Annotated in this window: 10 protein-coding genes; 1 reads left to right on the forward strand and 9 read right to left on the reverse strand. The window is 61.0% G+C overall.

The features are described 5' to 3' along the window. Positions 1 to 767: 767 nt before the first annotated feature. From Q0687_RS09755 to Q0687_RS09765, 3 genes are all read right to left on the reverse strand, one after another. Positions 768 to 2,750 (reverse strand): DUF4214 domain-containing protein, encoded by a 1,983-nt coding sequence (locus Q0687_RS09755; RefSeq protein WP_298875206.1) that lies wholly within the window; start codon positions 2,748 to 2,750, stop codon positions 768 to 770. Positions 2,751 to 3,029: 279 nt separating this feature from the next. Further along, positions 3,030 to 4,196, reverse strand: coding sequence for a glycosyltransferase family 1 protein (locus tag Q0687_RS09760; RefSeq protein ID WP_298875209.1), 1,167 nt, complete (start codon positions 4,194 to 4,196; stop codon positions 3,030 to 3,032). A 236-nt stretch (positions 4,197 to 4,432) separates the two neighbouring features. Beyond that, positions 4,433 to 5,656 (reverse strand): AMP-binding protein, encoded by a 1,224-nt coding sequence (locus Q0687_RS09765; RefSeq protein ID WP_298875212.1) that lies wholly within the window; start codon positions 5,654 to 5,656, stop codon positions 4,433 to 4,435. 86 nt (positions 5,657 to 5,742) lie between these two features. Here Q0687_RS09765 and Q0687_RS09770 point away from each other — a divergent pair, with 86 nt between their 5' ends. Continuing rightward, a complete protein-coding gene (locus tag Q0687_RS09770; protein ID WP_298875215.1) occupies positions 5,743 to 6,894 on the forward strand; it encodes an AGE family epimerase/isomerase in 1,152 nt (383 codons plus the stop codon). A 61-nt stretch (positions 6,895 to 6,955) separates the two neighbouring features. Here Q0687_RS09770 and Q0687_RS09775 read toward each other — a convergent pair whose 3' ends face one another. The 6 genes from Q0687_RS09775 to Q0687_RS09800 form a co-directional block, all read right to left on the reverse strand. Next, complete coding sequence (locus tag Q0687_RS09775; RefSeq protein WP_298875218.1) at positions 6,956 to 7,795, reverse strand: ABC transporter ATP-binding protein; 840 nt, start codon at positions 7,793 to 7,795, stop codon at positions 6,956 to 6,958. 142 nt (positions 7,796 to 7,937) lie between these two features. Then, a complete protein-coding gene (locus tag Q0687_RS09780; RefSeq protein ID WP_298875221.1) occupies positions 7,938 to 9,221 on the reverse strand; it encodes an ABC transporter substrate-binding protein in 1,284 nt (427 codons plus the stop codon). Between the two features lie 42 nt (positions 9,222 to 9,263). After that, positions 9,264 to 10,337, reverse strand: a complete 1,074-nt coding sequence (locus Q0687_RS09785; protein ID WP_298875224.1) for a branched-chain amino acid ABC transporter permease — start codon at positions 10,335 to 10,337, stop codon at positions 9,264 to 9,266. A gap of 3 nt (positions 10,338 to 10,340) precedes the next feature. After that, complete coding sequence (locus tag Q0687_RS09790; RefSeq protein ID WP_298875226.1) at positions 10,341 to 11,234, reverse strand: branched-chain amino acid ABC transporter permease; 894 nt, start codon at positions 11,232 to 11,234, stop codon at positions 10,341 to 10,343. Positions 11,235 to 11,413: 179 nt separating this feature from the next. Next, on the reverse strand, positions 11,414 to 13,345 hold the full coding sequence (locus tag Q0687_RS09795; protein WP_298875229.1) for a long-chain fatty acid--CoA ligase: 1,932 nt from the start codon (positions 13,343 to 13,345) through the stop codon (positions 11,414 to 11,416). Further along, positions 13,342 to 14,163, reverse strand: a complete 822-nt coding sequence (locus Q0687_RS09800; protein ID WP_298875231.1) for an ABC transporter ATP-binding protein — start codon at positions 14,161 to 14,163, stop codon at positions 13,342 to 13,344. The genes Q0687_RS09795 and Q0687_RS09800 overlap by 4 nt, the downstream gene beginning before the upstream one ends. Positions 14,164 to 14,337 lie beyond the last annotated feature (174 nt).

The following is a 14,337-nucleotide window of genomic DNA, read 5'->3' on the forward strand; positions in this document are numbered from 1 at the left end:
GCGCGTCCGGGCGGCTTTGCTCTACCGAGCTACACCACCACCGGGGACACGACCAAAAGACGCGCTCGATGAGGCTGCGTGCTTGGTAAGCTTTGATGTTGCGGATACTTGCGCGATTGCTGTCCGTTCCGCGCTCGCTGACCACTCACGTAGGTTGCTTGGTCATAGGCTCTGTCAGCAAATCATCAAGCAGGAACCGGCAGGCACCCGATTGCGCGCCGCGGGTAATGGCGGTTGCCGGAGCTACAACGAAAGGGATCGAAGGCCCGTGGTATCCCGTGAGTGGATTTAGCGGTGCGTCCGCCTCGCGAGCGGCCGACCGCCTGCCGGAAGTCCCCGCATTTTTACGCTGCCGCCGAGCGGTGGCTTTGATCTGAGGCGTCGATGGACACCGTCCCGACCCGTCCGGTTGAGCCGGTCACGGCGCTCCAACCACCCTGGCGGCTCCAGCGATTGAAGCGGTTATAGATTGTCGCATAAGAACCACAATCCGCCGGAGAGTCTTGCCAGCGTGCCGCCTGGGCACGGCATGGGAAGAATTCCGCCGATCACAGGCGATCGTCCACGCGATGAGCACCGCGCGGCCCGCGCCAGACGCGATTCAATCCTCTTCCCCTCCACCTCCGGGCGGACAGCTTCCATCAAGCCCCGCCCTTCGCCTGGAAGATGCTGAATCACAACTCCGCATAGCGGGAATCATCGATCGCCGTGGAAAACGTTGCCCGCATAGGCCTGCCGGCGGCGACACTCGGCGAGGGCATTATCAGCTAAATCATGTAGTGCGGATCAAGACGAATGCCTGTCACGATCGCTGGATCGACTAGCGAGTGATTCTCGGGGCTCTCGGAAAAACCAAGCAATAGTTGAGCGCGATCTGCCTGGTTTGTATCGAGGATATGCAGCCAGCCCGCGAAGCCGGTCGGGTCGGGGGTGCGATTCAGGATGTTGGCGTAAAGATTGGTAAGAAATTGCGAGTTCGAAACGCTGGCGCCATACAGATTGGTAAACTCCGTGCTGACCACAAATGCTGCGCTCATCTGCGTCAATGTTAGTCCGGTATCGAGAATGTGAGTGTTTACGCTAAGGCCAGCCAGATCCGGCGTTCGGTCAAAGGCGGCTTGATAGAGTCGATAAGCAAAACCGGCTGTCCCGTTGACATCGAAGGCGATCACCGCGTCGGAGAACTGTACGCGTTGCGCGTCCGTGTAGCCGCTGAAGCCATTGGTCGTCGTGATGTTCACCCCGGTACTGGTGACCTGAATGGTCGCGTTATTATAACTGTCATCGACAACGGCGGTCACGATTCCGCTCTTCAAAACAATATCGGTGATTTGGGTTGGCGGAGCAGCCGCCTTGAACTGAAAATCGCCAGCGGTAAGACTGGAAGCCGACACGTTAGCCAAGGTCAGCGTCGCGCCTGTGCCAAAATCGAGCACCGCATCAGAGCCGACCTGAGATAGGTGCGACAATACGTCAGCAAAGGTGTTGACGCCTGTAATCCCATTAAGAACAACCGTATCGCTGTTGCTTGTCCCCGTAACGGCTGTGAAATCGCTGATGATATCGATGCCGTCATGGAGGCCGTAAACGAAGCTATCGTTTCCGGAGCCGCCCACGAGAGTGTCGTGTCCGCCTCCACCCTGCAAGGTGTCATTGCCCGCTCCGCCCTTCAAAACATTGTCTGCGGCGTTGCCGATGATGATGTCGTTGCCGCTGCCGCCGATGGCGTCGTCGATATATGAGCGGGCGTCGTTGTTGTAGAGATAGGCGTTGTAGACGTTGCCGTGCGCGTAATTTCCATTTCCGAGATAGGCTAGCTGGGCAGTCGAGAGAACGGAGTACGCTCCGGGATTAAGATTGATGCTTAAGCTCGTTGTGTAACTTGAGAAGTCGTAAGTATCGTGGCCGCCGCCATCCCATACGGTTGTGAAAACCCGATTGGCTCCGGGCATCGACTGTGCGACGCCATTGATAAATTCCTGTCCGGTGGTGGGGCTCCAGGTGTAAACAGTGTTGCCGCTGTTCGTGCCATAGTCAGCGCCGTACATTGTCTGCAGCGCAAGAATATCGTCCATCATGAAGCTGGTAGGATACCCGTACTGCTCGTTAGTATATCCCGTCATCGGGCCGTTCTGGTAGCTGCGATAGCTCATGACAGTATATTCGAGCGAGTCATGAGCAGATGGCACCGTAACGTTGGCCACTCCACCTGCCTCGAAGCTATGCTTCAATCCCAGCGCGTGGCCGATTTCGTGGATGTGCGTCAGGGTCGAATAGTCACCAGTACGCGGTGATGTGTAGTTGTAGGATGTGCCGAACCAGATATCGCCGCCCTCGATGCTCCCGTCGGGATAATAGGTGTAGGCGGTGGGATTGGCGTCCGAAGAATGCGCAAGTTGAATGTCCCCTGAACCGGTGCCGGCATACACAAGATTGAGGTTTGTAAGCGCCGAAACCTGACCCATGATCGCTTTGACAAGGGTTTGTTCGGTTGCCGAGAGTGGGGAAAAGCCGTTGCTTGGCTCGCTCCAGCCATATCCGGCGGGGTAAACGCTGGCTGAGCTCGGAAAGCTGTAGCTAACCGTCGTGTTCGTCCATTTGTAGCCGGAGAGCAATCCGTCAACGTCGCGATTTCCCGTCGCGGTGACCACGTTTCCAGCTGCGATCCCGGATGCTGCAGCTGTCCCCGATCCATCCGTCGCACCGGCGGCATGCAGACCCATTCCCAGCAAATCGCACAAAATGCACATCGACCCTCTCCCCTGAGACGGGCGTGCGATCTTCCGTCGCGACGCTCATCCTCGAGCGGAGTCATATCGATAAGGCTCTGAGATTCAGTGCAAAGGCTCGAAGGGGTTTTATGCTGTTGCGAAAGCATCGCTTAACTATGCATCAGAGCACGTTCAAAGGGAGATGCCTTCGAAGCCTGGCGGGAGACTGATGCGCCAAAGATTTGCTGAAATTTGATCTAAATGCGCGTGAATTGGTCGTGCTGGCGGTTCGTTAAGAGAGTCATGGTTTCCCGAAAGTTATTGTTGTACCCCCCGTTGCATAATAGCTTTGTAACCTTGCAGCACTTTTTCTGCGCTCTCGCTCCAGCTAAACGAGCTCGCTCGTCCAAGCAGTTGATCTCGATAACTGCGTTGATCGGATGGATAGGATTGAGCGAGTTTTGTGATCTGTTCGGACCACGCATCGACGTCCAGCGCGTCCACAGTCGGCGCCAGGCCCGCTGTTATTTCGTCCATGGACGTGCGTGAGCTGTGAATAACGCTTGTGCCGCAGGCCATGCACTCGACCACAGGCATGCCAAAGCCCTCGTAGACCGAAGGATAGAGCAGGGCACGTGCGCCCTCATAGAGGCTTCGCAGATCGGGGTTGCTGATTGATCCGATGAACCTCAGGGAGCCTTCGTGGACGAGACCCGCAGTTGATTGAGGCAGATCGAGTTCTCCCCATCCTTTTCCACCCACCACGATCAGCGGCAAGCGGTCACGAATTGACTTCGAGACGTTTGAATAAGCGGCAACGAGCGTTCGCAGATTCTTGCGAGGCTCCAAGGTGCCAACGCTCAACAAATAGTTTCCAGCCGTAATATCGTATCGGGCGATTTCAGATGTGGTTACCTGCAGTCCGAGAGGACGAAAAATGCTGGCAGCTGCCGGCGGTGCGACAAAAATCCTTTCCTTGTCGTAGCCGTAAAATCTTGCAATCTCGTTTCTGCTGAATTCTGAGATGGTTTGGACCATGGGAGCTCGCTCAATCACCCATGCCAGTCCTTCCAAGGCACGCAGCCGATCGACGGGATGGAAGTCCGGATATCGCACAAAAGAAAGATCATAAACGACAGGCAGGGTAACAACGCCAGGATCGGCGGCCGGAAGATAGTTGAAGGCGTGAAAGAGGTCGAGCGATTGACTGCGGACGCTGCGAGAAAACCGTTTGCGGTATATTGCTTGTGCGTAGCCGAGCCGAGCGAGTTTCGAGCGAAAAAACGCACCGGCCTTTTGCGTCAGCGGCCTGTTGGCACCAGCAGAACCATTGTTCGATGATCGATCCATTTCTGCTATTCGACGCAATGAATTCAGATCGAGCGAGCTCCAGGAGCCAACACCGAACCCGCGATAGTCGATTTCAGGATGACCTTGAAGAATGGCATCCAGGATCCGAAAGGTGTAGTTCCCTACGCCGGTCAATGGTCCATCTAACAGACGGGATTCTAATCCAATTCTCATCTTATGCACCGACCATCTATTCGCGCGTTTTGGAGCTGTAATTACTCCAGGCAACAAAGGGCGGGCAGTGCCTCGTTAGCGCGCCTGAACCCCGGGATACGCGCGTTCTTGTGATCTCTATGGCTCTTTGTCAATGCGCTTGGATTGGTGAAGCGGTCGCTCCAACCTCTTGTACCCTGTTGTGCGCCATACGAAGGTCAGCGCTCATCCGATATGATCTTGCCGTCCTTCGGAAGTGATCCGGGCGGAACAATCTCGGCCTTGCCGCGCAGTTTCGTGATATTTCGTAAGCTCATCTCGACTTGATCGGTCAGTATGGCGCTGGTTGTCGCGCACTCGGCTTTGAGCGTCATCACGTCGGTTTGGTCTTCACGAGTGACGATGAGTCTTAGGAGCTCCAGCTCAGGGTGACGGGCGCCAATCTCCTTGATCTGCTCGGGACGGACGAACATGCCCTTGATCTTGGTGGTCTGGTCTGCGCGGCCCATCCAGCCCTTGATGCGCATATTGGTACGGCCGCATTTGCTCGGTCCTGGCAGCGCTGCCGTAAGGTCACCGATTGCAAGGCGTATCCACGGATGAAGCGGGTCGAGCGAAGTTACCACGATCTCGCCCACTTCCCCCGGGGTTACAGGATCGCCTGTACCAGGCTGAACGAGCTCTATGATCAGATCTTCGTTCACGACCATGCCATCACGCGCCTCGGTCTCGAATGCGATAAGGCCAAGATCGGCGGTGCCGAACGCCTGGTAGGCGTCGATGCCGTGCGCCTTGATCTCGGCCTGGAGGGATGGCGGAAATGCCGCGCCGGACACGAGCGCGCGCTTGATCGAGGAGGCGTCGCGCCCGGCCGTCGCTGCGGCATCGAGCAGAATTTTTAGGAAATCAGGCGTGCCGCTGTAGCCAATAGGTCGATAGGCCTCGATCAGCTCCAACTGCTGCTCCACATTACCCGGACCGGCGGGAATCACGGCGCAGCCGAGCGCGCGTGCGGAGGAATCGAAGATGAAGCCGCCGGGGGTGAGGTGGTAACTGAATGTATTGAGCACAATGTCCGCTGGCCGGAACCCGGCGGCAAACAGCGCTCGCGCGCCGCGCCAGGGGTCCGCCTGCCGTCCCTCCGGCTCGAAGATCGGGCCCGGTGAGGTGAACAGGCGCGCGAATGATCCGGCGGGCGCCGCGACAAAGCCCCCGAAGGGCCGGGAGGCCTTGTGCAAGGCCGGCAGTTCCGACTTGCGCAGCACGGGCAGGCGCGCCAGCGCCGCCCGGGAGGTCACGGAGGCCGGATCGATGCCCTTGAATCGCGCGGCATAGGCCGGGGCGGCCATTGCGCTGCGCAGCACGTCCGGCAGGCGAGCGAACAAATCGGCCTCGCGCGCCGCAGGCTCGCGCGTCTCGCGTATGTCGTAATGGGCGGTCATGGCAGATCTTTCCGGGTTGGCATCCGTTGCACGCCGCTGCTCGCATGGGTATCAGACGGCCATGGGTTGGGCGTGGAGAGGACGCGATGGCGAACGGGAGCATTATTCCGGTGGAGGAGACGGCTGAGGTCGTCGCGCGCCTGAAGCGCCGCATGATCGAGGACGCGATCCCGTTGTGGTCGACCGCCGGCTGGGACCATCAGGCAGGCGGTTTCATCGACCGGTTGCACCGCGACGGTACGCCGGATGTGTCTGCGCCGCGGCGCGTGTTCGTGCAGGCGCGGCAGATCTATTGTTACGCCAAGGCGGCCCTGATGGGCTGGTATCCGCAAGGCCGCGCCATCGCATTGAAGGGTCTCGAGCACCTCCTGGCGAAGGCCAAGGCCCCCGACGGCAAGCCCGGCTATGTGCATCGGCTGACGCCCGAAGGCACGGTGCTGGATTCGCGGCGCGATGCCTACGATCACGCCTTCATCCTGTTTGCGCTGGCAACCGTCTATGCGCTCGACCATGACGCTCAAATTCGCGCCGAGGTCGACGCGCTGCTTGGTTTCCTCGACGGCCATCTGCGCTCGCCGCACGGGGGCGTGCACGAAGGCCTGCCGGTCTCGCTGCCGCGCCGGCAGAATCCGCAAATGCATATGTTCGAGGCGATGATCGCGTGTTTCGACGCGACCCACGATCTGTCGTTCCAGAATCGTGCCGGCGAGTTCTTCGCGCTGTTCCTTGCCAATCTCTACGACAAGCGGACGTGCGCGCTCGGGGAATATTTCGAGGAGGATTGGTCGAAGATCGAGCCTGTCAGCGTCGAGGCCGGCCACCAGGCCGAGTGGGTCTGGCTGCTGAAAGGGTTTGAGCGCATCACCGGCTGCCCGACTGGCCAGCGGCGCGCGGAGCTGCTTGCGACCGCGATGCGCAACCGCGATGCGGCCACCGGCTGTCTCGTTGACGAGGGCGACGTCGCCGGCAACGTCCGCCGCTCGACGCGCCGGCTGTGGCCGCAGACCGAGATCGCGAAAGCGTGGATCGCACAGGCCGAGTCCGGCGAGGCCGGCGCGGCGGATGAAGCGCGCGCGTCGCTTGTGCGGCTCGAACGTTACTATCTCAGCCATCCCGTGCGGGGCGGCTGGTACGACCAGTTCGACAGCGACGGCAAATCGCTGATCGACACCATTCCTGCGTCGTCGTTCTATCATGTTCTCTGCGCGGTCACGGAAGCGGAGCAGGTGCTGGGTTAAAGGCGCTTCTGCTTTGACGCGTTTTCTTCACGTGAACCGGCTCCCACTTCGCTCGAAAATGCTAAAGCCATCGTTTGCGGCGCTTGAAGCTCTTGAGGTTCTTGAAACTCTTGCGCTGATCGCCGGCGCCGCCGAGGTAGAATTCTTTGACATCCTCGTTGTCGCGCAATTCGTCGGCGGTGCCGTCGAGCACGATCTTGCCTTGCTCCATGATGTAGCCGTGGCTTGCCACCGACAGCGCGGCGCGCGCGTTCTGTTCGACCAAAAGGATGGTGACGCCGAGGTCGCGGTTGATCTTCTGGATGATCGAGAACACCTCTTTCACCAGCAGCGGTGACAGGCCCATCGACGGCTCGTCCATCAGGATCATCTTCGGGCGCGCCATCAGCGCGCGGCCGATCGCCAGCATCTGCTGCTCGCCGCCGGAGAGATAGCCGGCGAGGCCCGTGCGCTCCTTCAGGCGCGGGAAGTAATTGAGGACCATATCGAGATCGGCATCGACCTCGCGATCCCGGCGGGTGAATGCGCCGAGCCTGAGGTTTTCCAGCGATGTCATGTCGGCGACGATGCGCCGACCCTCCATCACCTGAAAGATGCCGCGGCGGACGATCTTGTCGGGATCGATGCCGGCGATGGGCTCGCCCTCGAACAGGATCTCGCCGCGCGTGACCTCGCCGTCCTCGGTCTTGAGCAGCCCGGAGATCGCCTTGAGTGTCGTCGACTTGCCGGCACCATTGGCCCCAAGCAGCGCGACGATCGCGCCCTTGGGCACGTCGAGGCTGAGGCCGCGCAGCACCAGGATGACGTCATCATAGACGACCTCGATGTTGCGCACGGCGAGGAGGGGCGGCGCAGGGACGACGGTCGGGATAGCGTGAGATGCTTCGAGTGTGTCAGTCATGATAGGTGCCACCAATTTGCCGCGCTCGTCAGGCCCGGGCTCTCCCCGGCATCCCTTGTGCTGACGGTTAGACGCGGATGGCCGGGACATCTGGGCGAAGACGCGCTTCGCGCTTTTGCCCGGCCATTCGTCCGAGATCGCGTTACCAGCCGAACCATTCCGGCTTGCGGGGCAGCTCGACCGACTTGACCTTCTCGAGCTTGATCGTGCCCTTGCCCATGAGGTCGTTGATGTCACCATCGGTCGCGCCCGACACCTTCGTGCGATAGAGGTCGACCTTCATAGTCCCGCGATGGTCCTTCTCGGTCCAGGTCGAGGGGTTGCAAACGCCCTCCATCCCAGCCGGTACCCAGTCCTTCTTCTGGTAGAATCCCTTGGCCACGTTTTCTCCGGTGGTGCCACCGTTCTTGGCGGCCCAATCGAGCGCTTCCTTCATGTAGAGCGCCGAGCAGACGGCCGCGACGTAGTGCACGGGCCGGTAGACCTTGCCGGTGGGGTCCGACATCTTGGAGATTTCCATCACGGTCTTCATGCCGGGCGCATCTCCGCCCCAGCTCACTGCCGTGCGCAGCGGAAACACCACGCCGTCCGCGGCATCGCCGGCGGCTTTGGCGCCGGCCTCGTCCATGCCCCAGACGTTGCCGAGGAATTGAACGTCGACGTTCGCAGCCTTACAGGCCTTCAGCACCGACACATTGGATTGGGGGGTGTTGCCGAGATAGGCGTAGTTGGCGCCCGAACTCTTCAGACTGAGGCACTGGCTGCTGTAGTCGCCGGGGCTCAGCGCGAAGACGAGTGGTGGCAGCACCTCGAAGCCGAGCTCAGTGGCTAACGCCTCGCCGGCAGCCTTCGGGGCGTTCGGGTAGGGATGGTTGGCGCCCATGTGGACGTATTTCGGCTTGCCCGGCTTGCCCTTGGCCTTCCAGTCCTCGGCCGCCCACATCAGCATCGCGCGCAGCGCGTCGGAATAAGTCGGGCCATAGAAAAAGTTGTAGGGCGCCGGCTTGGCCTTGCCGCTGGCGCCTTCAGGGTCCGATAGCGCCGCGGCGTAGGAGCCGGACATATCAGGGATCTTATCCTGCGCGAGGAAGCCGGTCAGCGCTTCTGTATCCGCCGTGCCCCAACCCATGATCGCGGCGACCTTGTTGTCGGGCGCCGACCACTTCTTGTAGAGCGCGATTGCGCGCGGTACCTGGTAGCCATAGTCATTGGTGTCGACATTGATCTGCTTGCCGCCGACGCCGCCGTTCTTGTTCACCCAGGCGAAGGTGTCGGCAACGGCCTGGCCGAACGGAGTACCGACGTCGGCAGTGCCGCCCGAGCGGTCCTCGAGATGGCCGATCGAGATCTGCGCGTGCGCGCCGGCCGAGAATGCCGCGATCGCGAGCGCAAGGGAAGCGGTGCTCAAAAGGCTTTTTGTCTTCATGGGTCGTTTCCTCCTGTTATTGGTTTGTTGAGACAGCCGCGCTCAATACGAGAACGGGTAGAGTTTCCAATAGGCTTTGATCTGCCGCCAGCGATGCGCGAGCCCGTCAGGCTCGAACATCAGGAACACGATGATGATGAGTCCGATTGCGATCTCGCGCAGGAAGGTCAGGTTGTTGTTGAGCGACAGCGCCCGGTCGATCGCGCCGCCCTTCAGATGCAGACTGACCCATTCCATGGACTCCGGCAGCAGCACGATGAAGGCGGTGCCCATCAGCGTACCCATGATCGAGCCAGTGCCGCCAATGATGATCATGGCGAGAAACAGGATCGAGCGCTCGATGCCGAAGCCTTCCTGCGAGACCACGAGCTGGTAATGCGCATAGAGCGCGCCGGCGATGCCGGCGAAGAAGGCGGCCAGGCCAAACGACAGCGTGCGGTATTTGGTGAGGTTGATGCCCATGATCTCTGCCGAGAGGTAATGGTCGCGGATCGCCACCAGCGCCCGGCCGTCGCGTGTGCGCATCAGATTCGTGACAAGGACGTAGCTAGCGAGCACATAGGCCAGCACGACGTAGAAATATTGCTTATCGCCGCGCAGGGTGTAGCCCAGAATCGAGAATGGCTCGGCGCTCGCCGGCACGGAGCCTCCCGAAAACCATTCGGCACGGGAGAAAAAGTCGAGCAGGATGTATTGCGCTGCGAGCGTCGCGATGACGAGGTAGAGACCCTTCAGCCGCGCCGCGGGAACGCCGAAGATCAGCCCGACCAGCGCGGTGACGAAACCGGCCAGCGGGATCGCGAAGAACACCGGGATCGGTGCGTTGTTGGAGATGAAGGCCGAGGTGAAGGCGCCGAGCAGGAAGAAGGCGGCGTGGCCGATCGAGATCTGGCCGGTGAAGCCGACCAGGATGTTGAGGCCGAGCGCGGCGATCGCGAAGATGCCGATCTGGATGAGAATGCTGAGCCAGTATCCGCCAAGGACTTGCGGCACGAGGCAGAGCAGCAGCACGCCTATGATCGCAAAGTTGCGGCTGGTCGTGGTTGGGAAGATCGTGCTGTCGGCCGCGTAGGAGGTGCGGAAATCACCAGCAGGGACGAGGGCAGGGCCGGCCATAGGTCAAATCCGCTCGATGTCGTGGGTGCCGAACAGGCCGTAGGGCTTGATCATCAGCACGATGATGAGGACGTAGAATGGCGCGATCTCGTAGAGATTGCCCCAGTGCAGGTACTGGCTGTCGACATATTGCGCGACGTTCTCGAGCAGGCCGATGATGATGCCGCCGAGCACCGCGCCGCCGACGGAATCGAGCCCGCCGAGGATCGCCGCCGGAAATACTTTGATGCCGTAGGCCGCAAGGCCCGACGATACACCGTTCACCACGGCGACCACGACGCCCGCGACCGCGGAGACGGTCGCGGAGATCGCCCAGGCCATCGCGAACACGCTCTTGACGGAGATGCCGAGCGACTGCGCGACTTGCTGGTTGAACGCGGTAGCGCGCATCGCAAGACCATACTTTGAGGCGCGGAAGAACCAGGCCATGCCGATCATCATCGCGAGCGAGACCACGAGGCTCATGACATAGACAGTCTGGATCTGGAGGCCGAACAGTCCGACGGATTGACTCTCGAACACGCGCGGGAACGGCTGCGGATTGACCCCGAACATCCATTTCAGCGTCGCTTGGAGCACGGTGGATAGGCCGATCGTGACCATGATGACAGAAATGATGGGTTCGCCGATCATCGGCCTGAGGATCAGCACCTGGATCGCGATGCCGAACACGAACATGAACACCAGCGTCATTGGCATGCCGATCCAGAACGGCACCTGGTATTTGGCGAGCAGCGCCCAGCACACCCAGGCGCCGACCAGCAGCAATTCACCTTGCGCGAAATTGACGACCTGGGTGGCCTTGTAGATCAGCACGAACGACATCGCGACCACGCCATAGAGCGTGCCCACAACGAGGCCGTTGACCATGAGCTGGATGAGGAAGGCGGTGTTCATGTCTGGTCTCCCTTATGCACTCATATCGTCATTGCGAGCGCAGCGGAGTAAACCAGCATCTTTCCGCGGAGATGGTCTGGATTGCTCCTCTGGGCTCGAAGTGACGGAGTGCATATCAGATAGCGCTGCCTCAAGCTGGGAGAGGCGAAGGGCAGCACCGTTCGCGACGACCATCTGTGTCACTCCGCAGCCTCCGCGATGTGCCCACGTTCGCCGAGGTCCACCACGCGCAGCGTCGTTCGCACGCGCTGAGTGGTGCCGTCCTGGAAGCGGATCACGGTGTCGACGGGGACGTCGGCGTCGCCGCGATAGATCGCGTCGATGATCCCGCCGTATTTTTCGTTGATGACGCCGCGGCGGACCTTTCTCGTGCGGGTGAGCTCGCCGTCGTCCGCATCGAGCTCCTTGTAGAGCAGCAGGAAGCGTGAGATGCGCTGCGCCGGCGGCAGCGTGGCGTTGACGGTCTCGACTTCCTTCTGAAGCAGTGCGTAGACTTCGGGACGCGAGGCGAGGTCGCTATAGGTTGTGAAGGAGAGCCGGTTCTTCTCTGCCCATTTCGAGATGATCGAGTAGCGGATACAGATCATCGCCGCGAGCGCGTCGCGGCCGGCGCCCAGCACCACGGCCTCCGCGATATAGGGCGAGAACTTCAGCTTGTTCTCGATGAACTGCGGCGAGAAGCGCTCCCCGCGCGAGGTCTCGGCGAGATCCTTGATGCGGTCGATGACGACGAGCTGCTTGTTATCGTTGAAATAGCCGGCATCGCCCGACAGCATCCAGCCATCCCTGATGTCGGCGACGCTGGCTTCCGGGTTCTTGTAATAGCCGAGGAACATATTGGGGTGCCGCACCACGATCTCGCCGACGCCGTGGACGTCGGCATTGTCGATGCGGACTTCGACAGTGTCGGCCATCGGCACGCCGGTCGTGTCGGGGTCAACCTTGCCTTCGGGATGCAGCGTATAAGCCCCCAGCAGCTCAGTCTGGCCGTAGAGCGTGCGCAGCGGTACGCCCATGGCCTGGAAGAACTTGAAGGTGTCAGGGCCGAGCGCTGCGCCGCCTGTGGCAGCCGACCGTAGCTGCGTGAAGCCGAGCCGGTCGCGCAGCGCGCGGAACAGGATCGCGTCGGCAAAACCCGAGCGCCGACCCTGTTCGAGTGCTGCTAGACCCGACTTCATGCCGATATCGAACAGGCGCTGCTTGAACGGCGTTGCGTCCATCACCTTGGCGCGGACGTCGGCTGCGATCGATTCCCAGACACGGGGCGCAAACAGGACGAATGTCGGTGCAATCTCGCGCAGGTCGTTCATCATCGTATCCGGCTCTTCGACGAAGTTGATCTTCATCCGGCAGAGCAGGCCTTTGCCAAGCACATAGACCTGCTCCATGATCCAGGGCAGCGGCAGCACCGAGACATATTCGTCGTCGGGACCCTTCGGATCGAAGGCGAGATAGGTGGCGCAATGGCCGAGCATGCGGCCGGCGGCGAGCATCGCGAGCTTCGGATGCGACGTGGTGCCTGACGTCGTGCAGAGGATGGCGACGTCCTCGCCCTTGGTCGCATCGACCAGCTTGTCGTAGAGCTCCGGCTCGCGCCTCGCGCGGGCGCGGCCGAGTTCGGCGAATTTCTCCGCCGACATCAGGCGCGGGTCTTCATATTTCCGCATGCCGCGGGGGTCGGAATAGATGATGTGCTTGAGATCAGGCACGCGCTTGGACAACGTCAGCAGCTTGTCGACCTGCTCCTCGTCCTCGGCGAAGACAAGTTGCGCCTCGCCGTAATTGAGAAGATAGGAGGCCTCTTCGTCCAGCACGTCACGATAAAGCCCGAGGCTCAGTCCGCCGATCGCATGGGTGGCGACTTCCGCAGCAACCCAGTCTGGCCTGTTGTCGCCGACGATGCCGACGACATCTCCGCGGCCAAGGCCGAGCTCGACGAGGCCGAGCGCGAAGTCGCGCACGCGGCTCTGGTAATCGTTCCAGGTAAAGGGACGCCAGATGCCAAGATCCTTTTCGCGAAGCGCGATCTCGTTGCCATGCTCCTTGGCATTGAGCCGGAGCATCTTCGGGTAGGTGTCGGCCTGGGCGACGCGCCCTGCATAATCCATCATGCGGCGCACTCCGGGGCGGCCGGCTTGTCGTCTGGATCGACCAGCGCCTCGTCCTCTTCGCCGAGATAGGCGCGCTTGACGTGGGGATCGGCCAGCACGGCGGTAGGATCGCCCTCGGCGATCTTGCGGCCGAAATCCAGCACCATGACGCGGTGGGAGATGTCCATCACAACGCCCATGTCGTGCTCAATCATCACCACCGTCATCCCGAACTCCTCGTTAAGATCGACGATGTAACGGGCCATGTCCTCCTTCTCCTCCAAATTCATGCCCGCCATCGGCTCGTCGAGGAGGATGAGGCGCGGCTCCAGCGCTATGGCGCGGGCGAGCTCGACGCGCTTGCGCAAGCCATAGGGGAGGGTGCCGGCAGTCGCCTTGCGTACCGACTGGAGATCGAGGAAGTCGATGATCTCCTCGACCTTGCGGCGGTGCTCGAGCTCCTCCTTGCGCGCGCCGGTGAGCCAGTACAGCGAGCCGGTGAGGAAATTGTTCTTCAGCAGGTGATGGCGGCCGACCATAATATTGTCGAGCACGCTCATGTGGTGGAACAGGGCCAGGTTCTGGAAGGTGCGGCCGATGCCGAGCTTGGGGCGCGCATTCGGCGTCAGGCCGGTGATGTCGCGGCCCTGATAGAACAGCTGGCCGTCGGTTGGCTTGTAGCGGCCGGAAATACAGTTCACGATCGAGGTCTTGCCGGCCCCGTTGGGCCCGATGATCGAGAATAGCTCACCCTCGTTGATGGCGAAGCTGACGTCGGTCAGCGCGCGAACGCCGCCGAATCGCAAGGACACGCTGCGCACTTCGAGACTGGTAGCCACCAAATAAATCCCTCCCGGTGATGGCGCATTCAGCGGCGCTCTTCGTCGGCTCCTCCTGGCGATCCTAGTACGGCGCTGCCGGGGAGGCCATGCAGCACATGGTCCCGACCGCAAGCCGCGCCGCCTTTGTCCCGTTTGGGATCAAAAGCCGCATCGCCCGAGGTGGTCCTCAAT

The sequence above is a fragment of the uncultured Bradyrhizobium sp. genome (genome assembly GCF_936928535.1).
GTDB lineage: Bacteria > Pseudomonadota > Alphaproteobacteria > Rhizobiales > Xanthobacteraceae > Bradyrhizobium.

What these genes read in the sequence shown, in the direction of transcription:
- Q0687_RS09755 (WP_298875206.1), bottom strand. Translation starts at nt 2,750, where the DNA reads ATGTGCATTTTGTGCGATTTGCTGGGAATGGGTCTGCATGCCGCCGGT.
- Q0687_RS09765 (WP_298875212.1), bottom strand. Translation starts at nt 5,656, where the DNA reads ATGACCGCCCATTACGACATACGCGAGACGCGCGAGCCTGCGGCGCGC.
- Q0687_RS09770 (WP_298875215.1), top strand. Translation starts at nt 5,743, where the DNA reads ATGGCGAACGGGAGCATTATTCCGGTGGAGGAGACGGCTGAGGTCGTC.
- Q0687_RS09775 (WP_298875218.1), bottom strand. Translation starts at nt 7,795, where the DNA reads ATGACTGACACACTCGAAGCATCTCACGCTATCCCGACCGTCGTCCCT.
- Q0687_RS09780 (WP_298875221.1), bottom strand. Translation starts at nt 9,221, where the DNA reads ATGAAGACAAAAAGCCTTTTGAGCACCGCTTCCCTTGCGCTCGCGATC.
- Q0687_RS09785 (WP_298875224.1), bottom strand. Translation starts at nt 10,337, where the DNA reads ATGGCCGGCCCTGCCCTCGTCCCTGCTGGTGATTTCCGCACCTCCTAC.
- Q0687_RS09790 (WP_298875226.1), bottom strand. Translation starts at nt 11,234, where the DNA reads ATGAACACCGCCTTCCTCATCCAGCTCATGGTCAACGGCCTCGTTGTG.
- Q0687_RS09795 (WP_298875229.1), bottom strand. Translation starts at nt 13,345, where the DNA reads ATGATGGATTATGCAGGGCGCGTCGCCCAGGCCGACACCTACCCGAAG.